We start from the raw sequence: 19,550 nt of genomic DNA on the forward strand, positions 1-19,550 counted from the left end.
GCGACCCGGGGACGGTTCCGACCGCGGTCCCGGCCCGGCCCGGGGGATGCCGACTACCCTGAGTCTATGGTGGCAGACGGACAATACCCCGAATACTGGGAAGCTGATGTCGTCCTGCGCGACGGCGGGACGGCCCATCTGAGGCCCATCTCACCCTCCGACGCCGACGCCGTCCAGGCGTTCCACGTCCGCCAGTCACAGAATTCCATCTACCTGCGGTTCTTCACCTACAAGGCCAGGCTCAGCGCCAAGGAGCTCCGGCGCTTCACCGAGGTGGACCACCGGGACCGCGTCGCGTTCGTCATCACGCGGGGCGGGGACATCATCGGGATCGGCCGCTACGACCGGCTCGACGACCCGCTCGAGGCCGAGGTGGCGTTCAACGTCTCCGACCACCACCAGGGGCGCGGCGTCGGCTCCATCCTGCTCGAGCACCTCGCCGCCGCCGCCCGCGAGAACGGCATCGGGCGGTTCTCCGCGGAGGTCCTGCCCGAGAACCGGAAGATGATCACGGTCTTCGCCGAGGCCGGCTACGAGGTGGAGCGGCACTTCGACGACGGCGTCGTGATGCTCAGCTTCGACATCGACCCCACCCGGAAGTCCCAGGCGGTGATGGAGGCCCGTGAGCACCGCGCGGAGGCGAGGAGCATGGCGGAACTCCTGACGCCGTCGTCCGTGGCCGTGATCGGTGCCAGCCGCGAGTGGGGGACCGTGGGCTACGCGCTGCTCGACCACCTGGTGGACGGCGGTTTCACCGGGCGCGTGTACGCCGTCAACCCCGAGGCCTTCGAGCTGCACGGCATGGTCTCCCACGCCTCGCTCGCCGAGGTCCCGGAACCCGTGGACCTCGCGGTCGTCGCCGTACCGCAGGACCAGGTCGAGGCCGTCGTCGACGAGTGCGGGCGTGCCGGGGTCAAGGGCCTGCTCGTCGCCACCGCCGGCTACGGGGAGGACGACGGCGACGGCCTGGCGCGGCAGCGCGCCCTCGTGCACAAGGCCAGGGCGCAGGGCATGCGCGTGGTCGGGCCGGCGTCGCTGGGCCTCGTGAACACGGATCCCGCGATCCGGCTCAATGCCTCGATGGCGCCCGGGCTGCCGATGCGCGGGGCGCTGTCCCTCTTCAGCCAGTCCGCAGGCCTCGGCGTGCTCCTCTACGCCAGCGCGTACCGGCGCGGGCTCGGCGTCTCCTCGGTGATCTCCGCCGGGAACCGCGCCGACGTCTCGGGCAACGACGCCATGCAGTTCTGGGAGGACGACCCGACCACCCGCGCCGTCGGCCTGTACTTCGAATCGATCGGCAACCCGAGGAAGTTCTCGCGGATCGCCCGCCGCCTGGCCCGGACCAAACCCGTGATCGTCGCGAAGAGCGACGTCACGGGCCTGCAGCTCCCCCCGGGCCACGCCGTCCGCACCAGCCAGGCGCCCCCCGGCGCCCTCGACTCCATGCTCCGGCAGTCCGGGGTGATGCGCGTCGAGACGACGGAGCAGCTCATGGACATCGCGCAGATCGTCGCGAGCCAGCCCCTGCCGCAGGGCCCGGGCGTGGCGGTGTTCAGCAACTCGTCCGCCCTCGGCAAGGTGGTGGCCGACGGCGTCGTGTCGCAGGGCATGACCGTCGCGCGGCTGGAGACCGGGCTGCTGCTCGACACGGGGCAGTCGGTCGCCCTGCCCGCCCTCACCGCGGCCGTGGCGGATGCACTGCGCGACGACGCCGTGCACACGGCGATCGTCACCACGCTGCCCGCCCGCGGGCTCACCGCCGAGGCCGTGGCCGCGTGCCTGCAGCGGTGCGCCGAGGCCGCGGGCAAGCCCGTCATCGCGTCCTTCACGGGCATCCTCGATGCCGGGGTCCAGCTCGACGGGCTGGTGGCCGCGCCATCGTCCGGCGACGTGCCCGCACCCCCCGCTGCCCCCGCCGCAGCCGATGCATCCGCGGCGCCTCCCGACCCCGGTCCCGTCCGGGCGCCCGCCGCGCCGGCCCCCGCCGGGCAGGCCACCACCGACACCGGGCGCGCGCTGCCCCTGCAGCGCGGACTGCCCTGCTTCCCCAGTCCGGGAGCGGCCCTGGCCGCGCTCGGCGCCGTGGTCCGGTACGCGCACTGGCGCTCCCGCGACCACGGGGAGTTCGTGGATCCCGACGGCGTCGACGTCGACGCAGCGACGCGGGTCCTGGCGGGCGTGCGGGCCAGGGTGGCCGACGTCGAACTCACGAGGCTCACCGCCGGGGAGAGCGCCGCGCTGATGGGCTGCTACGGCATGCACCTCCAGCCGTCCGCCCGCTTCTCCTCCGCCGACGAAGCGGTCGAGGCTGCCGGACGCCTCGGCTGGCCGGTGGCGCTGAAGACCATGGACGAGAACCTGCGCCACCGCCTCGACCTCGGCGGCGTCCGGCTGAACATCGACGACGCCGAGTCGCTGCGCAGGAACATCACCCTGATGGAGAAGGTGCTCGCCCCGTTCGGCAGCTTCGGCATGGAGGTGCAGTCCATGGCTCCCTCCGGTCAGGCGTGCAGCCTCCGCGCCATCGAGGATCCGCTCATGGGCCCGGTGATCTCCTTCGGTCTGGCGGGCGACGCCGTCAACCTGCTCGACGACTGGGCCCACGCCGTCCCGCCCCTCAGTACCGGCGACATCGCGGACCTCGTGCGCGCCCCGCGGGCGTCCCGCAAGCTCTTCGGCTACCAGGGCCTGCCTCCCGCCGATGTCGCGGCCATCGAGGACCTCGTGGCGCGCGTGGCACTGCTGAAGGACAACCACCCGGAGATCGCCCGGCTCGAGTTCAACCCCGTGCTCGTCGCCGCGTCCGGCCTCTCGGTGCTCAGTGCCGCGATCGACGTCGGCAATCCGCAGCGCCGCACCGACAGCGCACGGCGTGCGATGCGCGACTGACGGCGCCCGTGCCGCGTGCGCGGGTTGGTTAGGCAGGAGGCGGGCCGGTGGGGGAAACTGGGGATATGACCCCATCGCTTTCCGTACAGTGGCGCGACCTCGATGCATCGCTCGAGCGGGCAGGCTTCTATCCCCGGCTCGTGGCCGACGTCGTCCATGACGCCCTCGACGGCCGGGAGCCGCTCTCGCACGTCGCGCACCTCGAGACGCACTTCGAACGCACCGAGGTGCACCGCCACATCACGGTCCTGGTCCTCACCGAGGACATGCTGGTCATCACGCACGTGGACGACCAGCAGCTCGACGACGCCGGCGAGCAGGTCATGGCGCAGATCTCCACGGAGTCCGTCCCCGTCAGCCAGATCCGCTCCGTGGTCCTCAGCTACCTCTACGCGCAGCCGCAGGACTACAAGCCCACCGACCAGGTCCGCGAGATGACCCTCGCCATCGCCTGGTCCGGCGGGCAGCGCCTGGACATCGGCCCCGCCAGCTGCGGGGACCCGCAGTGCGACGCCGACCACGGCCTCACGGGGACAATGGCGCAGGAGGACATCGTCCTGCGCGTCAGCGCCGAGGCGGACGGTGCGCAGGCGGTGCAGAACGCCAAGGGGTTCGCCCGGGCGCTGCGCAAGGTCAACACGGCGAGCCCCGTCTCGGGCGGGTACGTCGCCGCCCCGGACGTGACGCCGCGCCGGCAGCCCGGCTTCGGCGCGCGGTTCAACAGGCCGCACCACCAGCGGTAGCGCTTGATGCCTTTCCTCCATAGGGAGCCCCTTCCCGCCCCGCCTGCCTACGGCGCGTCCACGGTGGCCGAGGTGATGACCAGCTCGGCCGCCGCGCTCGGCGTGGACGGCTTCACCAACTCCCTCGGCCTGCCCGACGCACGGCGTATCGCCGTCGTCATGGTGGACGGGCTCGGCATGGCGCTGCTGCGCAGATACGCGGCGCATGCCCCGTTCCTGCGGGAGAGCCTCGCGTCGGCGCGGATCCTCTCCTCCGCCTTCCCCTCGACGACGGCGGCATCGCTGGCCAGCCTGGGTACCGGCCTCGCCCCGGGCCAGCACGGCCTGGTGGGCTACGACGTCCTCGATCCCGCGCAGGACACCGTGGTCAACATGCTCGGCCGGTGGGACGACGCCGTCGATCCGCTCGCCTGGCAGCCACACCCGACGGTCTTCGAGAGGGTGTCCGCGCACGTCCCCGTCGTCACCGTGAGCCACCCCCGCTTCGAGGACTCGCCCATGACGCGCGCGGCACTGCGCGGCGGCGCCTTCGCCGGGGCGAGCACCATCCACGCGCAGATCGACGCCGCCGCCGTCCGGCTGGCAGCGGCGCCGACCATGCTGATGTACTTCTACGTCAACGACCTCGACAAGGCCGGTCACCGGTGGGGCGTCGACTCCCAGCACTGGCTACGGGCGCTCGAGGATCTCGACGCCGCCCTGAAGCTCCTGGCCCGCCGCGTGCCGTCGGACACCCTCCTGCTCCTGACGGCGGACCACGGCATGGTGGACATCGCGGCACCGCAGCGGATCGACTACTCCGAGCAACCGGACCTCCTCGAGGGCGTCGCCCACACGGGCGGCGAGCCGCGGATGCTCCACCTCTACCTCGCCCCGGACCTCCCCGCCGGGGAGCGGGACGCCCTGGCACTGCGCTGGCACGAAGTTTTCGGGTCCCGGGCTTGGGTCCTGACGCGGGACGAGGCCGTCGCCGGAGGCTACTTCGGGCCCGTGCGCGAGGACGTGCTGCCGCGCATCGGCGACCTGCTCGTGCTGGCACGGGAGGGGATCGCCCTCATCGACGGGCGGCGCGTGCAGCCGACCGCCTTCGAGCTGGTGGGGCAGCACGGCTCCCTCACGCGGGCCGAGCGCGACATCCCCCTCATCACCCTGGCGAAACCCGCCGGTCCCGGCCGCCCCCGGGGGAGCCGCGGCAAGGGGGCCCGCCGTGGCTGAGCTCCTGTTTTTCTCGGGCACCATGGACTGCGGGAAGTCGACCCTCGCGCTGCAGATGGACCACAACCACAAGGCCCGCGGCCGCCGGGGGGTGCTCTTCACCTCCCACGACCGGGCGGGGGAGTCCATGATCTCCAGCCGCCTCGGGCTCCAGGTGCCGGCCGTCGAGGTCTTCCCGGACACCGACTTCTGGACCGAGCTCACCCTGCGGCAGACCATGGGCGCGCGGATCGACTACGTGATCTGCGACGAGGCCCAGTTCTACACCATCGACCAGATCGACCAGTTGGCGCGCGTCGTGGACGAGATGGACATCGACGTCTTCGCCTTCGGGATCACCTCGGACTTCCGCACGCGGCTCTTCCCCGGGTCGCAGCGCCTGATCGAACTCGCGGACCGCGTGCAGGTGCTGCAGGTCGAGGCGCTGTGCTGGTGCGGCAAGAGGGCCACCCACAACGCCCGGACGGTGGACGGCGTCATGGTCGTCGAGGGGGACCAGATGGTGGTCGGCGACGTGGACCAGCCGATCGACGACGACGCCCCGGCGCTCCTGCGGCGTCCCGAGGACCATCCGCTGTCCGGCGGACGGGACCGCGAGCCCGTGGTCGGGTACGAGACGCTGTGCCGACGGCACCACATGCGACGCCAGACCTCCAGGACCTCGCCGTCGCTCTACTCCAACGAGGTTCCGCTGCCCTTCGAGGCGCGGGAGCATGAATCTGGCAGAATCTGACCATGCCACCCACAGACGATCATGCAGAGCACAGGCAATACCACGACGCCGACACGCTCCGGGTCCCGTTCTGGATCCCTCTGGCCGGAGTCGGGGCCGGCGCCTTCTGGGCACTGGCCGGGGTGGTCGTCGGCGTCGCGATCACCCGCCGTCGCCGCGCCTGACCGGGACACTCGGCCGGGCCGGCGGGGGAGGGTCAGTCGTTCTTGCGCCCGAACACGATGTCGTCCCAGCTCGGCACGCTCGAGCGCTTGGGCTTGACCCGGCGCTCAGCCGCGACCTCCGCCCCGTCCTTGCCGGTGTCCTTGCTCGATTCCGCGGCAGCGTCCCTGCCGGTGCCCTTGCCCGCACCCCTGGGCACGTCCCGGCCCCCAGGGCGGGCAGCCCGGCCGCTGCCGTCGGGACCGGTTCCGGCCGGCGGCTGATCCCGGCGTGAGGGCTGCGCGAAGATGCTGATCTCGCGGGTGTCCGTGCTGACTCCGTCGTAGAGCCGCGGTGTCCCGTCCTCGTGCTGGGCCGTCCCCTCCTCGGACCCGGCTTCTCCGGCGAGCACGTCGTCGTCCCCGAAGCGCGGCGCGAGCGCGAGCCCGGGGGCTGCCGCGTCCCGTTCCGTCGACCCGTCCTGGTGGGCGCCGGCCTCGTCCGTCCCGGTGCCGCTGGTCCCGGTGTCCTCGGTCCCGTCGTCGACCCTCGGATGGGCGGCCGGGATGCCGCCCCGGGTGAGGAGCTCCGCGAGGGCGTCGTCGCCGTCCTCGTCCGCGCCGAGGCGCTGGCCGCGGCGCGAGCGGAGGACGTCCAGCAGGCCGTCCTGGTCGGCGGGGGTGGGTTCCGGTGCCTCGTCGGCCTTCTCGGCCTCGAAGTCGAACACGCGATCCGCCACGGCGCTGAGTCGCCGGGCGGGGAGCGGACCGTCGAGGGGTTCGAGCTCGCTGAGTACCTGCGCCCACCGGTTGCCGTTGACGACCGTCTTGCGCGTGGGGTTGTAGGTCCACTGCGCGGGCGGTTGCTCACCCAGGTCGACGGTCGAGCCCTCCGGCAGCTCGAACGACGCCTCCACGTGCCAGGTCCCGTCCTGTCGCCGCCACGAGTCCCATTCGAGCGACGCCGGGTCCACCCCGTAGCTCTGGACCCGGTAGGCGACCATGTCGCCGAGGAGGGCGGGGTCGTCGCCGAAGGCGGACCGGTAGCCGTCATGGCTCGGAAGCGGCGAGGCGACCTCCACGCGCTGCGCGAGGTAGGCGAGGTAGTCGCGCTCGGCGCGTACGGGACCTTCGTAGCGCTGCACGTGGGCGAGGTCGAGGTCCGATTCGGCGGCGACCTGCTCCGCCGTCGCACCCATCCGGATACGGGCCTGGATGTCACGGGGGGTCAGGTGGACCGGGGCTTTCGGCGGCTTCGTCCGGGTCTCCTTCGGCGACGCATCCCGCGCCGGGGCCGGAGCGTCGGCCGGGGCGGTCGCACGGCGCAGCGCGTCGTCGATGGGCAGCCGGTAGGACGTGCCCTCCTCGCCGCTCAACAGCAGATGTCCGCCATCCTCATGGACACCCACCAGGCGTAACTCCTGCATCAATTCCTCCAGCCGACAATGATTCCTAGATGAAACTGTGCCACTGAATGGCGGTCATTCCTACTACGTGATCAGGCGTGGCGGGCCGCAGCGCGGCAGCGGGCACAAATGGGGAGGCAGTAGCGTTATGGCAGCCGTGGGCAGACGACCCGCGGATGGCCGGACAGAATCCGGACCGTATGGAGCGTGAGAAGGCGGATATGGCGACAGACTACGACGCGCCGAGAACGACGGTGGACGACGACGGCGACACCCGCAGCGACCGACTCGAGGCGCTCGGCACCGGCGCGACGCTGCAGACGGCGGTGATCGACGACGACGAACTCGAGGCCGCCGATTCCTTCGACCTGCCCGGCGCCGACCTCTCCAGCGAGGAGATCTCCGTGCAGATCCTCGCGGCCCAGGCCGACGAGTTCACGTGCGCCTCCTGCTTCCTCGTCCGGCACCGCTCGCAGATCGCCCTGGACCGGGGCGGGCAGTTGTACTGCGTGGACTGTGAGGGCTGAGCCTCAGCCGTCGAGGGCGGCGACGAGGCGCTCGGGCGTACGGGAGGACGCGAGCCAGTAGGGGGTGCGGTCCTCGGGATCCGTGACCTCGATCCTCACGACCGGCGAGATCCAGCCCCTGATGCACAGGTAGGCGAGGCCGTGCAGGCCCGGGCCGCGCTGGTAGGTCGCGTCCTCGCCGCCGTACCAGTCCACCGTCCCGAGGTACTGCCGCTCGATGGTCGCCCGGCCCACCGACAGCGTGGTCGGGGTGACCGTGATCCGCGGCGTGGACAGGATGAGCAGGGTGAAGATGATGATCGCGACGACGACGGCGACCGCGTAGCCGACGACCATCGAGATGGGCGCGAACATGATGATCGTCGCCGCGGAGAACCCTGCCGCGATCAGCCAGATCCAGGGTGAGGGCCACAGGCGCTCGTCGTAGAGGACGGTCTGGTCGGGTGTGTTCTGGGGTGCTTCCCCGGGCGCGCTGGACATGACACCAGCATTCCACCCTTTGGCCCCCGTCTCATCCCCGCCCCACCTGACAGGTGCGGCCCACGGAGGGTCCCGCCACTGTCAGGTGGGGCTCGGGCAAAGGGGCTAAAGTGGGGTGCTGGTCACCGGATAGCTCGCGTTGGAGATGCAGTTCATGGGTACACAGCAGGACCTCCCGGTCCAGATCTTGATGCTCGACGACGGCCTCGAGCCCCCCGCGTACGCCACCGACGGCGATGCGGGCGCGGACCTGCGCTCCGCCGTCGACCTCGTCCTCGCGCCGGGCGAACGCGCGCTCGTCCCCACGGGGGTCGCGATGGCGCTCCCGCCGGGCTACGTGGGCCTGGTGCACCCGAGGTCGGGGCTCGCAGCCCGGCACGGGCTGACGATCGTGAACGCCCCGGGAACCGTCGATGCCGGCTACCGCGGAGAGATCAAGGTCTGCCTCCTCAACACCGACCGGCAGGACGCCGTCCGCCTCTCGCGCGGCGACAGGATCGCCCAGCTGGTCATTCAGCGTGTGGAGCATGCCGTGTTCGCCGTCGTCGACCAGTTGCCCGACAGCGCCCGGGGCGCCGGGGGCTTCGGCTCGACCGGAGGCTTCGGGACTCCCGCCCCGCCGGCCGGCGTCGCGACGCCCGCCGGCGGCTGACGCCCCACCCCGCGTCGCAGCAGCGACCACCGAAGATGTCACCACCTCGACCACGTCACCAGGAAAGGAACCCGGACATGGCTTTTGGGCGCCTCAGGAAGAAGAAGCAGGACGACGCCGCCGACGCGTCGGAGCACCAGGACCACGACGGCACGGCCGCGCCGGAGGAGACGGCCGCGACGGCCGGGACCGCCCCTTCCGCTGAGGCGGTGGTGCCCGCTGACGACGCAGCGTCCGCACCCGGGATCCCGCAGGCCGCCGCGCTCGTGTCCAGTGCGGACTACGACCGCACCACCCTCGGGCCCTTCGACCTCTCCGAGCAGGACACCGCGCACGGCTACATCGACCTCGGCGCCCTGCGGATCAACGCGGCCGAGGGGCTGCAGCTGCGCCTCGAGGTCGAGGAGCGCAGCAAGCGCGTCATCGCCGTGACCCTGGACCTCGGCGGATCCACCCTCCAGCTGCAGGCCTTCGCGGCGCCGAAGACGGAAGGCCTGTGGGACGAGATCCGCGAGCAGATCGGCGCGTCGGTGGGATCCCAGGGCGGCACGGTCGAGGAACGGCCGGGCAGGCTCGGCACCGAACTCTTCGCCAAGCTCCCCGCGCAGACACCCGACGGCCAGGCAGGCTACCGGGTTGCACGGTTCGTGGGCATCAACGGCCCGCGCTGGTTCCTGCGGGGAGTCTTCGGAGGACCCGCAGCCCTCGAGCCGACCGCCGCTGCACCCATGGAGCAGCTCTTCCGCGGCGTCGTCGTGGTCCGCGGCGACCACCCCCTCCCGCCGCGCGAACTGCTGCAGCTCAGGCTGCCCAAGGACGCCTCGGCAGGGGTTCCGGCCGCTCCCCCCGCTCCTGCGCGTCCCGATCTGAATCCGCTCGAGCGCGGTCCCGAGATCACCGAGATCCGCTGACCGTCATGCCGGCGCTGCCGTCAGGGCGAGATCCCGCCGACCTGGCGGGGCGTTCTCCCGCACCCGCCGCCGCGTTGCCGCAGCGTGGCAGGATCACGGCCCACGGTATGGTGACCAGCCTCACCATCGCACCCGTCATGGCCGCTCCCTCCTTCAGCGTCCTCGTCAGGATCGATTGGAACGGCGCGCGGGTGGCCGTCCGGATCATCTGGATGGGTCAGCGGCGCGTACCGGGCGTCGAGGCAGGAGTCGCCCTGCGGTTCGAGGGGATGCTCACCACGGTGGACGGCACGCCCACCGTGTACAACCCCCGCTACGAGATCATCGGCCGCCCGGACGAGAACGGATGAGGAACCCCGACATGAGCCACCCCATCGAGGACCCCGACGCCCCCCGGCGGCCCGCGGACCAGGAGATCCTGCCGGACGGCGAAGCCGGCCCGGTCGAGGACCGGCCGGGAGGCCCGCAGGCCGGGCCGACGGCGGCGGACCTCGCCCTGCAGTACGCCGCGAAGTCCGGGGTGAAGCGCTCCGATTCCGGCCAGATCGACGTCCTCTCCTCGATCGGAGGGATCCAGGGACTCGCCGAGAGCATCGCCCCCGGGCTGGTCTTCACCGTCCTCTTCACCCTGACGAGGGACCTCACGGTCTCGCTCGTCGCGGCGCTGGCGGTCTCCGCCGTCTTCGCCGTCCTCCGGCTCGTCTCGAGGACCCCGCTGACGCAGGCCCTCGCGGGACTCATCGGTGTGGCGTTCTGCGCCGTCGTGGCACAGCGCACCGGCAACGCGGAGGACTTCTTCCTCCCGGGCTTCTTCATCAACGGCGGCTACATCATCGCGCTGACCGCCTCCGTGCTGTTCCGGTGGCCCTTCGCCGGGCTGCTCTTCGGCTTCATCCGCAACGAGGGCATCGAATGGCGGAAGGACCCCGCACGCGTCCGCGCCTACGCGGTCGCCACCTGGATCATCGTGGCGGTGCTGGCGCTGCGCCTGGCCGTCCAGGTGCCGCTCTACCTGGCCGGGAACATCGCCGCGCTGGGATCGATGCGCGTCGCCATGGGCCTGCCGCTGTACGCGCTCGGCCTCTGGCTCGCGTGGCTGGTCTCGCGCCCCCGCCCGGCCGCCGACGCCGGACCGTCCGCCGTCGGGTAGTCGTACTCACCGGATGCGGCCGGCCCTCTCAGGTCGTACGTGCAGTCCAGCCGGTTCGGGAGGCCTCCGACCGGATCGCTTCGGCGAGCTCGCGGGGACGGCTCCACATGGGCCAGTGCCCCGTCGGGAGGTCGATGACGTCGAGGTGCTCGATGGTCGCGACTTCGGCGAACATGACATGGCCTGTTCGGGCCAGCTCCAGCACCTGCGCGCTCGGGATCGAGCAGCACACCAGGGTGGTCCGGACCTTGCGGCGGGCATCGTTCGTGAGCTCGACGGGCTGACGAAGCACGGGGCCGGGCTCGGGGACGGCCCGGGCCCGGAAATGCTCGAGGACCTCCGCGCTCAGGCCCTCGAGGCTCGCCTGCTGTGCGAGGACGTCGAGGGGCGGCAGCGGAAGCTCCTCCAACCCCTCAGGGAGGTCCGGGGCGGAGACGCTTCCCGTCGCCACAGGGCCGGAATCGACCCACACCACCCGGTGGACGAGCTCGGGGTGCCGGTCGAGGACGAGACTGACGGGGGCATTCGCCCCACTGTGAGCGACGATGGTCGCCGGCTGATCCTCGGAGACCCCGAGGCCGGCAAGGACGTCCAGGACCGCTGCGGCTTGATCGTCGAGAGTCCTCACCGCACGCTCGGGATCGTCCCCATCGAGACCGGGCAGCGTCATCGCGACTGCACGGGAGTGGTCGGTCCCCAGGTGTTCGAGGACGTCATCCCACGCCCAGGCACCCAGCCAGTGACCCGGGATGAGAAGAATGGTCGGACTGCTCGTGGTAGTTGTCATGTCGACATCCTCGTGGGCGCTACGGGCAGGTGTATGTCACCATTTCTGTCATGAATTTGGTGCGGACCGGACGGTGAAGCGAGCAGAACGACTCCATGCCCTGTCCGAGATGCTGCGCCGTAACGGATCACGGGGTTGCTCCGCCGAGCGGCTGGCGGGAGAGTTCGGCGTGTCCGTGCGCACGGTCAAGAGAGACCTCGCTGCGCTCGGGAACAGCGGCGCGCCCGTATGGTCGCGCCCGGGTCCGGGCGGTGGCTACGGATTGGCCGCAGGCGCCTCCCTGCCGCCTGTCAGCCTGTCCCCGGCGCAGGCCGTGGCGCTCATGGCGGCCGTGTCCGCCGCACCCGATGCCCCCTACGCCGATCTGGCGGCAGCCGGGATCCGGAAGATCCTGGACGTCCTCGATCCCGGGACCCGAGCACGAGCCGACGAGCTGGCCGGCCGCGTCTGGGTCGACGCCATGCCCTCCTCCTCGCGCACCATCAGGTCGGCACTGGAGGAGGGGATGGCCGAGCAGCGGGTCATCCGTCTCCGCTACACATCGGGAGACGGGACCACGACCACCCGCGACGTCGAACCCGTGCTGTTCGCCTCCACGAACGGCCAGTGGTACCTCGTCGGGTGGTGCCGACTGCGCAACACGATGCGATGGTTCACCGTGTCGCGCATCGAGCGGGCCGACGTGACCAGGACGGCCTGCGGCGGCCATGCCCTCCACGAGGTCGGAGACCCCCCGGCGAACGCCAGGCCGGTGCATGGTCAGGACGGGTGAGCCCCTCGATCGACGCTCCGGCCGGGACGGCTAGTCGTCGTCGTTCCGGGCGGAGAGTGCCACCCGGAGTTCGTCCTCCGCCGCGATGGCCGCGAGGAAGAACAGCTCGTCGCCACCCTCCACCAGGTCGTCCGGGCTGGGCGTGATGGGGGAGTCGTCGCGCAGGATGGCGACGGCGGCGCAGTCCTGCGGGAGGTCGAGGGAGCCGATCGTCTCGCCGATGAGGGGGGAATCCTGGGGGACGGTGAACTCCACGATCGAGGACACCCCGGTCTGCAGCGTCAGCAGGCGCACGAGGTCGCCGATCTCCACGGCCTCCTCCACGAGGGCCGTCATGAGCCGGGGCGTGTTGACGGCCACGTCCACGCCCCAGGAGTCGTCGAACATCCAGTCGTTCTTCGGGTTGTTCACCCGGCCGACCGTGCGCCCCACCCCGAACTCGCTCTTGGCGAGCAGCGACACCACGAGGTTGACCTTGTCGTCACCGGTCGCGGACACCACCACGTCGGCCTCGTCGAGCCGCGCATCCTTGAGCGTCGTGAGCTCGCACGCGTCCCCGATCAGCCACTTCGCACCCTTGAGCCCGCTCCGGCCGATCGCCTCGGGCTTCTCGTCGATGAGCAGGATCTCGTGCTTGTTGCCGAGCAGCTCCCGTGCGATCGACGAGCCGACGCTCCCGGCCCCCGCGATGACGACCCTCATTGGTTCTCCTCCTTCGGTGCGGCGGCGAGGATGCGCCCGATCTCGCCCGTCGCGGTGGTCTTCATCATGGCGTGCAGGATGTCGCCCTGCTGGTAACTCGTCTCACCGGTGGGCAGGATGCCCTCGCCGAACCGCGTGAGGTACGCGATCCGCACGCCGCTCGCGGCCTCGATGCTCCTCAGCGACCGCCCCAGCCATGCGTCGCTCAGCGCGAGTTCGGCGAGGATCAGGCGGCCGGAGGTCTCGCGGAAGTCGCCGTTGATGGTCTGCTCGGGCAAGATCCGGCGGAGCACCTGATCGGCGCTCCAGCGCACGGCGGCGACCGTGGGGATGCCGAGGCGCTGGTAGATCTCCGCACGTCCCGGGTCGTAGATGCGCGCCACCACGTGCGGGACGTGGAACGTCTCGCGCGCCACCCGGGTGGCGAGGATGTTCGAGTTGTCGCCGCTGGACACGGCTGCGAAGGCGTAGGCGTCCTGGATCTCGGCGTACTTCAGGGTCTCCCGGTCGAAGCCGACACCCGTGACCTTGCGGCCGCCGAAGGACGAGCGGAGGCGGCGGAACGCGCGGTCGTCCTGGTCGATGATCGCTACCGAGTGGCCCGATTCGTCGAGTGTGTGGGCGAGGCTGACGCCCACCCTGCCACAACCCATGATCACAAAATGAGCCACCGAGGGCACCCCTGATTCTTGGTGTAGATCCTGCCGTTCCCTGCCGTACCAGCACCAAGCCTAGTGGCTGGCCGGACGCCCGGACGCGCTAGTGTTTGGGCTGTGCTGACATTTCTCGAGGCCGTCAAGCGGGTGCTGGTGGGCAAGCCCTTCGCCAGCGACAGGCTGAGGAACAGGAGCCTGCCGAAGCGCCTCGCCCTGCCCGTGTTCTCGGCCAGCGCGCTGTCGTCGGTCGCCTACGCACCGGACGAGATCCTCCTGACACTCGCCCTCGCGGGGGTGGCCTCCGTCGCTATCTCGCCGTGGGTGGGCCTCGCCGTCATCGCCGTCCTGCTCGTCGTCGTCGCCTCCTACCGGCAGGCGGTCCACGCCTATCCCTCCGGCGGCGGCGACTACGAGATCGCGAAGCGGAACCTCGGACCCCGGGCGGGCACCACGGTGGCCTCGGCGCTGATGATCGACTACCTGCTCACCGTCGCCGTGTCCGTCTCGGCGGCTGCGCAGTACGTCGTCTCGCTCGCCCCCGCGCTGGAGGACGTGCGCGTGGGCCTCGCCGTCGCCGGCGTCGCGGTGCTCGTGCTGCTGAACCTGCGCGGCATCACGCGGGGCGTCCGCGCGCGCGCCGTCGTCACGTACGGCTTCCTGACCGGGATCCTCGCCCTGTGTGTCACGGGCGCCGTACAGGCGCTCACCGGGACCCTGGCGGAGGCGCCGAGCGCGCGCTTCGAGATCGTCCCCGATGCCGCGTTCGACGCCGGCCTGGTGGGTCTCGCGGGCGGCCTCCTGATCCTCCGGGCGTTCTCCGCGGGAGCTGCCGCCCTGACCGGGCTCGAAGGCCCGGGCTCCAACGTGCCGCGCTTCGAGAAGCCGCGCTCACGCAATGCGGCGACGACGCTCCTGGTTCTCGGCCTGGTGTCCTCCGCGATGCTCGCGGGCGTCATCTACCTCGCCAACGCCGCGCGCGTGCACGTGGTGCAGAACCCCGCAGCACAGCTGCTGCTCGACGGCGGACCGGTCCCGGAGGGCTACATCCAGGCGCCCGTGGTCAGCCAGCTCGCCCGCACCGTCTTCGACGCCGGCTCGCCGGCCTTCTACCTGGTCGTCGCCGCGACGGCGCTCATGCTGATGCTCGCGGGCCACGCGGCCTTCAATGCCTTCCCCGTCCTGGCGTCCATCCTCGCCACGGACGGCTACCTCCCGCGGCAGCTGCGGACCAGAGGGGACCGCCTGACCTTCAGCAACGGCATCATCGCGCTCGGACTCGGCGCCGTCGTCCTCATCCTCGTGTTCCGGGCGGACGTCACCGCCCTGGTGCAGCTGTACATCGTCGGCGTGTTCGTCTCCTTCACCGCCGGCCAGCTGGGGCTCATCCGGCACTGGAACAGGGTGCTCCGCAGCACCGTGGGCAAGCAGAACCGGTGGACCATCCACAAGTCCCGAGCCATCAACACGCTCGGCTTCGGCCTCACGGCGGCGGTCCTCGTGGTGGTCCTCGTCACCAAGTTCGAATACGGGGCCTGGATCGCGGTGCTCGCCATGGCGGTCCTGTTCGTCCTCATGCGTGCCATCAAGAAGCACTACGACGCCGTGGCGGCGGAACTCGCGATCGACGACGCCGTCCGTCTGCGCGCCCTGCCCTCGCGGGTCCACGCCGTGATCCTCGTCTCCCACGTGCGGAAGCCGGTGCTGCGGGCCCTGGCCTTCGCCCGTGCCTCCCGGCCCTCACGGCTCGACGCCATCACGGTCGACGTCGACGCCGACCAGACACGCCGTACCCTCGCGGACTGGGACAAGTACGAGATCCCGGTGCCGATCACCGTGCTCGCCTCGCCCTACCGGGACACCATCTCCCCGATCCTCGAGTACATCCGTTCGATCCGCAGGGACTCGCCCCGCGACCTGATCGTGGTCTACATCCCCGAGTACGTGGTGGGAAAGTGGTGGGAGCAGCTGGTGCACAACCAGACCGCCCTGCGCATCAAGGCGCGGCTGCACTTCGTGCCCGGGGTGATGGTCGCCAGCGTGCCGTGGCAGCTCGCGTCCTCCGACGCGGCCCAGATCTATCAGGACATGAAGTAGGAAGAAACCCATGAGCGACGCCGCCCCAGCCTCCGATCCCGCGACGCCCGGAGGTCGGCCCGACCCGGCTGCCGACGAGGGCGCCGAAGCGACCGGTGAACCGACCGCAGAACCGACCGCCGAACTGACCGCCGAACTGACCGTAGGGAAGGCCGCGCATGGGGGCCACTTCGTGGCCCGGCACGAGGGTCGCGTCGTCTTCGTCCGGCACGCCCTGCCGGGTGAGCGCGTCAGGGTCCGCTTCACGGAGACGGACGACGCCGCGAGCTTCTGGCGCGCGGACGTCGTCGAGGTGCTCGAGGCCTCACCCGCCCGGGTCACCCATCCCTGGCCCGTCGCGGACGCCCTGAGGGCCGCGGCCCGGGGGCGCACGGCGGTCGGCGGCGCGGAGTTCGGGCACATCGCCCTCGACGAGCAGCGCCGGCTCAAGGGTGCCGTCTTCGAGGAGCAGCTGTCCCGCCTGGCGAGGGTCGACCGCCCGGTGACCGTGGAATCGGCACCGGGGGAGTCGGCCGACGGTCTCGGCTGGCGCACCCGCGCCGCGTTCGCCGTCGACCGCGCCGGGCGGCTCGCCATGCACCCGCACCGTTCGCACGAGGTCGTCCCGGTCCGCGAGATGCCCCTCGCGGTCGCAGCCGTCAACGATCTCCGCCTGTGGACGCTGGACCTGACCGGCATCGAGCGGGTCGACGTCGCCGTACCGTCCGGCGGGGGCGAGCCGCTCGTGCTGCTCGTGCCGGCCGCGGCGACCTCGCCGCGTCGCGTCGCGGCCGTCGCCTCCTCCATCGACGGCGCCTCCGTGGGCGTCCTCGAGCCCGAGTCGGGGCAGGTGCAGCGGCTGACGGGCCGCACGTGGCTCCAGGAGAGCGTGCTCGGCCTCGACTACCGCGTCACGGGCGCGGGCTTCTGGCAGATCCACCGTGGAGCGCCCGAGGCCCTGGTCTCCGCCGTCCTCGACGGACTCCAGCCGGCGGCGGGCGAACGCCTCGCCGACCTCTACGCCGGCGCCGGTCTCTTCACCGTGCCGCTCGCCCGCGCCGTCGGACCGGACGGCAGCGTGCTGTCCGTCGAGGGATCACCGGGCACGAGCCGCGACGCGAAACGCAACCTCCACGGCCAGGACCACGTCTCGATCGTGCAGGGACGGGTGGACACCGTGCTCGGGCGCTGGAACGAACCGCTCGACGGCGTCCTGCTCGACCCGCCGCGCGCCGGGGCCGGCAAGAAGGTCGTCCGGCAGATCGTCGAGGCCCGCCCGAGGGTGGTCGGCTACGTCTCCTGCGACCCGGCGTCCTTCGCCCGCGACCTCGGCTACTTCCTCGCCGCCGGATGGTCGCTCGACGCCCTGCGGGTCTTCGATCTGTACCCGCACACGCACCACATGGAGTCGTTCGCGCGCCTCCTGCCGCCCGCCTGAGCCGGAGCGTGCCCCGACCGGGCCGGAGCGCCCACCGCTGCGCGGACGCCTGTCAATGGCACCCTCCCCGGACCCCGAACGTTAGAGTTAAGGACCACTCGGGGCGGCCACGCCGCCCGCCGAACGAATCAAGGAGGCGCGGATGGGACTCTTGGAGACGATCCACGGCCCACAGGACCTCAGCAAGCTCAGCCACGCGCAACTGACGGCACTCGCGCGGGAGATCCGCACCTTCCTGGTGAGCAACGTCTCGCGCACCGGCGGCCACCTGGGCCCCAACCTGGGGGTCGTCGAACTCACGCTCGGCATCCACCGCATCTTCGACTCGCCGCGCGACAGCATCATCTTCGACACCGGCCACCAGTCCTACGTGCACAAGCTCGTGACCGGACGCCAGGACTTCAGCACACTCCGGCAGGAGGGCGGACTGTCCGGGTACCCCTCGCGGGCGGAGTCGGTGCACGACATCGTGGAGAGCTCGCACGCCTCGTCCTCGCTCTCCTGGGCCGACGGCATCTCGCGGGCCCGCGTCCTCAGCGGTGAGGGGGACCGCTACACCGTGGTCCTCGTGGGCGATGGCGCCCTCACCGGCGGCATGGCGTGGGAGGCGATCAACAACATCGCCGCGGACAAGAGGCGCCGCGTGGTGATCGTGGTCAACGACAACGGCCGCTCCTACGCACCGACCATCGGCGGCGTCGCCGACTACCTCGCGTCCCTGCGGCCCACCCTCGACTCGGTGCGGACCCACCGCATCTACGAACGCACGCTGGACCGGTTGAAGAACCGCATGCAGAACGGCGGGCCGGTCGGGGAGTTCAGCTACAAGAGCCTGCACGCGATGAAGAAGGGCGTCAAGGACTGGTGGGCGCCGCAGGGCCTCTTCGAGGACCTCGGCATGAAGTACGTGGGCCCCGTCGACGGCCACGACCAGTCCGCCGTCGAGCAGGCCCTGCAGCTCGCCAAGAACTACGAGGGACCGGTGATCGTGCATGCGATCACGGAGAAGGGCCACGGCTATGCGCCCGCCCGCGCCCACGAGGCCGACCAGTTCCACGCCGTCGGCATCATCGACCCCGAGACCGGCGAACCCGTGGACGGCGCTGGTTCCCAGTCCTGGACCTCAGTCTTCGCGAACGAGATCGCCGACATCGCCGACGAGCGCCCCGACATCGTGGGCATCACCGGGGCCATGCTGATCCCCGTGGGACTGCACCGCTTCGCGGCCCGGCACCCCGACCGCGTGTTCGACGTCGGCATCGCCGAGCAGCACGCCGTCACCAGTGCGGCGGGCATGGCCTACGGCGGGCTCCACCCGGTCATCGCCCTCTACGCCACCTTTCTCAACCGTGCCTTCGACCAGCTCCTCATGGACGTCGCGCTGCACAAGGCGGGGGTGACGGTGGTCCTCGACCGGTCCGGCGTCACCGGACCCGACGGCGCGAGCCACCACGGCATGTGGGACATGGCCCTGCTGCAGGCCATCCCCGGTCTGCACCTCGCCGCGCCCCGGGATGCCTCCCGGCTGCGCGAGGAACTGCGCGAAGCCGTCTCCATCTCGGACGCCCCCACCGTGGTGCGGTACTCCAAGGGTTCGGTGGGCGCAGAGGTGGAGGCTGTCGAGCGCCTGGACGACGGCGTCGACGTCCTGTCTCGCCGGCCCGCCGGCTCACGGACCAACGACGTCCTGATCGTCAGTGTCGGTGCCATGAGCGAACTGGCGCTCGACGTGTCGAACAGGCTCGGCGCGCAGGGCATCAGTTCCACCGTCATCGACCCCCGCTGGCTCCTGCCGGTCCGCCGATCGGTGATCGACCTCGCCGCGGAACACCGGATCGTGATCGTCGTCGAGGACGGCGTCCGGGCCGGCGGCGTGGGGTCCAGGATCCGCCAGGAGATGCGTTCAGCGGGCGTGGACACCGCGCTCAACGAGGTGGGTCTCCCGGTCGAGTTCCTCGACCACGGCTCGCGCAGCCAGGTCCTCGAGCGGGTGGGACTGACCGCCCAGAAGATCACGCACGACGTCGTCGCGCAGGTTCTCGGCACGAAGGTTCCCGTGGCCCGTCCGCTCGCCGGCGACCACGCTACCGCCACGGACCGGTTCCCGCGGAGCTGACAGGTCCGGGAGCAGTTCCCGGGGGCGTCCCGAGCGCGTCCACGCCGCACGGGACGCCCCTTTCGGGGGGTGGTGTGAGACAATGACGAAGGCTGGCGAGGGAACCACATTCCTCCGCCGGTCCAGTGACAGGCTTCCGTTCCGCAAGCGATGCTTCCGT

The 19,550-nt window shown here is 71.3% G+C and carries 19 protein-coding genes; 14 read left to right on the forward strand and 5 right to left on the reverse strand.

The features are described from left to right. The first annotated feature begins 66 nt into the window (after positions 1–66). The 5 genes from AC4D2F_RS00550 (at position 67) to AC4D2F_RS00570 (ending at position 5,744) form a co-directional block, all read left to right on the forward strand. Positions 67–2,889, forward strand: coding sequence for a bifunctional acetate--CoA ligase family protein/GNAT family N-acetyltransferase (locus AC4D2F_RS00550; RefSeq protein WP_490909087.1), 2,823 nt, complete (start codon positions 67–69; stop codon positions 2,887–2,889). 65 nt (positions 2,890–2,954) lie between these two features. After that, on the forward strand, positions 2,955–3,632 hold the full coding sequence (locus tag AC4D2F_RS00555; RefSeq protein WP_104164340.1) for a DUF5998 family protein: 678 nt from the start codon (positions 2,955–2,957) through the stop codon (positions 3,630–3,632). A gap of 75 nt (positions 3,633–3,707) precedes the next feature. Beyond that, a complete protein-coding gene (locus tag AC4D2F_RS00560; protein ID WP_490910495.1) occupies positions 3,708–4,847 on the forward strand; it encodes an alkaline phosphatase family protein in 1,140 nt (379 codons plus the stop codon). Further along, positions 4,840–5,580 (forward strand): thymidine kinase, encoded by a 741-nt coding sequence (locus AC4D2F_RS00565; protein WP_490909088.1) that lies wholly within the window; start codon positions 4,840–4,842, stop codon positions 5,578–5,580. Before AC4D2F_RS00560 ends, AC4D2F_RS00565 begins: the two co-directional genes overlap by 8 nt. Before the next feature lie 2 nt (positions 5,581–5,582). Further along, positions 5,583–5,744, forward strand: a complete 162-nt coding sequence (locus tag AC4D2F_RS00570) for a hypothetical protein (protein ID WP_490909089.1) — start codon at positions 5,583–5,585, stop codon at positions 5,742–5,744. Between the two features lie 32 nt (positions 5,745–5,776). Here AC4D2F_RS00570 and sepH read toward each other — a convergent pair whose 3' ends face one another. Continuing rightward, positions 5,777–7,147, reverse strand: a complete 1,371-nt coding sequence (gene sepH, locus AC4D2F_RS00575) for a septation protein SepH (RefSeq protein WP_490909090.1) — start codon at positions 7,145–7,147, stop codon at positions 5,777–5,779. Between the two features lie 200 nt (positions 7,148–7,347). Here sepH and AC4D2F_RS00580 point away from each other — a divergent pair, with 200 nt between their 5' ends. Continuing rightward, positions 7,348–7,653, forward strand: coding sequence for a DUF4193 domain-containing protein (locus AC4D2F_RS00580; protein ID WP_104166571.1), 306 nt, complete (start codon positions 7,348–7,350; stop codon positions 7,651–7,653). Positions 7,654–7,656: 3 nt separating this feature from the next. Here AC4D2F_RS00580 and AC4D2F_RS00585 read toward each other — a convergent pair whose 3' ends face one another. After that, positions 7,657–8,133, reverse strand: coding sequence for a DUF3093 domain-containing protein (locus AC4D2F_RS00585; RefSeq protein ID WP_490909091.1), 477 nt, complete (start codon positions 8,131–8,133; stop codon positions 7,657–7,659). A 145-nt stretch (positions 8,134–8,278) separates the two neighbouring features. On the opposite strand from AC4D2F_RS00585, the gene dut reads away from it, so the two are divergent. The 4 genes from dut to AC4D2F_RS00605 all read left to right on the forward strand — a co-directional run bounded on the left by dut (position 8,279) and on the right by AC4D2F_RS00605 (position 10,846). Next, positions 8,279–8,785, forward strand: a complete 507-nt coding sequence (gene dut, locus AC4D2F_RS00590) for a dUTP diphosphatase (protein WP_490910496.1) — start codon at positions 8,279–8,281, stop codon at positions 8,783–8,785. Positions 8,786–8,862: 77 nt separating this feature from the next. Beyond that, the gene (locus AC4D2F_RS00595; RefSeq protein ID WP_490909092.1) at positions 8,863–9,696 is read left to right on the forward strand and encodes a DUF3710 domain-containing protein; all 834 of its coding nucleotides are present in this window, start codon (positions 8,863–8,865) and stop codon (positions 9,694–9,696) included. Between the two features lie 107 nt (positions 9,697–9,803). Next, positions 9,804–10,046: a hypothetical protein gene (locus AC4D2F_RS00600; protein ID WP_490909093.1), complete on the forward strand. Its 243-nt coding sequence runs from the start codon at positions 9,804–9,806 to the stop codon at positions 10,044–10,046. Between the two features lie 11 nt (positions 10,047–10,057). Continuing rightward, positions 10,058–10,846 carry a DUF3159 domain-containing protein gene (locus AC4D2F_RS00605; RefSeq protein ID WP_490909094.1) on the forward strand — a complete coding sequence of 263 codons (789 nt, stop codon included), beginning with the start codon at positions 10,058–10,060 and terminating at the stop codon, positions 10,844–10,846. A 28-nt stretch (positions 10,847–10,874) separates the two neighbouring features. Here the strand turns inward: AC4D2F_RS00605 and AC4D2F_RS00610 are convergent, their stop codons facing one another. Next, entirely contained in the window at positions 10,875–11,633 is a 759-nt protein-coding gene (locus AC4D2F_RS00610) for an alpha/beta fold hydrolase (RefSeq protein WP_490909095.1), read from the reverse strand. Between the two features lie 73 nt (positions 11,634–11,706). Between AC4D2F_RS00610 and AC4D2F_RS00615 the strand changes: the two genes are divergently transcribed. Beyond that, positions 11,707–12,405 (forward strand): helix-turn-helix transcriptional regulator, encoded by a 699-nt coding sequence (locus AC4D2F_RS00615; RefSeq protein ID WP_490909096.1) that lies wholly within the window; start codon positions 11,707–11,709, stop codon positions 12,403–12,405. A 30-nt stretch (positions 12,406–12,435) separates the two neighbouring features. Here the strand turns inward: AC4D2F_RS00615 and AC4D2F_RS00620 are convergent, their stop codons facing one another. Together AC4D2F_RS00620 and AC4D2F_RS00625 are read right to left on the reverse strand one after the other, a co-directional pair. Next, entirely contained in the window at positions 12,436–13,107 is a 672-nt protein-coding gene (locus tag AC4D2F_RS00620; RefSeq protein ID WP_104164357.1) for a potassium channel family protein, read from the reverse strand. Further along, entirely contained in the window at positions 13,104–13,778 is a 675-nt protein-coding gene (locus AC4D2F_RS00625) for a potassium channel family protein (protein WP_104164359.1), read from the reverse strand. Before AC4D2F_RS00625 ends, AC4D2F_RS00620 begins: the two co-directional genes overlap by 4 nt. Positions 13,779–13,880: 102 nt before the next feature. On the opposite strand from AC4D2F_RS00625, the gene AC4D2F_RS00630 reads away from it, so the two are divergent. The 3 genes from AC4D2F_RS00630 (at position 13,881) to dxs (ending at position 19,390) form a co-directional block, all read left to right on the forward strand. Next, complete coding sequence (locus AC4D2F_RS00630) at positions 13,881–15,857, forward strand: APC family permease (protein ID WP_490909097.1); 1,977 nt, start codon at positions 13,881–13,883, stop codon at positions 15,855–15,857. A 10-nt stretch (positions 15,858–15,867) separates the two neighbouring features. Further along, positions 15,868–17,274 carry a class I SAM-dependent RNA methyltransferase gene (locus AC4D2F_RS00635; RefSeq protein WP_490909098.1) on the forward strand — a complete coding sequence of 469 codons (1,407 nt, stop codon included), beginning with the start codon at positions 15,868–15,870 and terminating at the stop codon, positions 17,272–17,274. Positions 17,275–17,416: 142 nt separating this feature from the next. Beyond that, positions 17,417–19,390, forward strand: coding sequence for a 1-deoxy-D-xylulose-5-phosphate synthase (dxs, locus tag AC4D2F_RS00640; protein ID WP_490909099.1), 1,974 nt, complete (start codon positions 17,417–17,419; stop codon positions 19,388–19,390). Positions 19,391–19,550: the final 160 nt, after the last annotated feature.

The organism is Arthrobacter sp. TJ-263 (assembly GCF_058269155.1).

What these genes read in the sequence shown, in the direction of transcription:
- AC4D2F_RS00550 (WP_490909087.1), top strand. Translation starts at nt 67, where the DNA reads ATGGTGGCAGACGGACAATACCCCGAATACTGGGAAGCTGATGTCGTC.
- AC4D2F_RS00555 (WP_104164340.1), top strand. Translation starts at nt 2,955, where the DNA reads ATGACCCCATCGCTTTCCGTACAGTGGCGCGACCTCGATGCATCGCTC.
- AC4D2F_RS00560 (WP_490910495.1), top strand. Translation starts at nt 3,708, where the DNA reads ATGACCAGCTCGGCCGCCGCGCTCGGCGTGGACGGCTTCACCAACTCC.
- AC4D2F_RS00570 (WP_490909089.1), top strand. Translation starts at nt 5,583, where the DNA reads ATGCCACCCACAGACGATCATGCAGAGCACAGGCAATACCACGACGCC.
- sepH (WP_490909090.1), bottom strand. Translation starts at nt 7,147, where the DNA reads ATGCAGGAGTTACGCCTGGTGGGTGTCCATGAGGATGGCGGACATCTG.
- AC4D2F_RS00580 (WP_104166571.1), top strand. Translation starts at nt 7,348, where the DNA reads ATGGCGACAGACTACGACGCGCCGAGAACGACGGTGGACGACGACGGC.
- AC4D2F_RS00585 (WP_490909091.1), bottom strand. Translation starts at nt 8,133, where the DNA reads ATGTCCAGCGCGCCCGGGGAAGCACCCCAGAACACACCCGACCAGACC.
- dut (WP_490910496.1), top strand. Translation starts at nt 8,279, where the DNA reads ATGCAGTTCATGGGTACACAGCAGGACCTCCCGGTCCAGATCTTGATG.
- AC4D2F_RS00595 (WP_490909092.1), top strand. Translation starts at nt 8,863, where the DNA reads ATGGCTTTTGGGCGCCTCAGGAAGAAGAAGCAGGACGACGCCGCCGAC.
- AC4D2F_RS00600 (WP_490909093.1), top strand. Translation starts at nt 9,804, where the DNA reads ATGGTGACCAGCCTCACCATCGCACCCGTCATGGCCGCTCCCTCCTTC.
- AC4D2F_RS00605 (WP_490909094.1), top strand. Translation starts at nt 10,058, where the DNA reads ATGAGCCACCCCATCGAGGACCCCGACGCCCCCCGGCGGCCCGCGGAC.
- AC4D2F_RS00610 (WP_490909095.1), bottom strand. Translation starts at nt 11,633, where the DNA reads ATGACAACTACCACGAGCAGTCCGACCATTCTTCTCATCCCGGGTCAC.
- AC4D2F_RS00620 (WP_104164357.1), bottom strand. Translation starts at nt 13,107, where the DNA reads ATGAGGGTCGTCATCGCGGGGGCCGGGAGCGTCGGCTCGTCGATCGCA.
- AC4D2F_RS00635 (WP_490909098.1), top strand. Translation starts at nt 15,868, where the DNA reads ATGAGCGACGCCGCCCCAGCCTCCGATCCCGCGACGCCCGGAGGTCGG.
- dxs (WP_490909099.1), top strand. Translation starts at nt 17,417, where the DNA reads ATGGGACTCTTGGAGACGATCCACGGCCCACAGGACCTCAGCAAGCTC.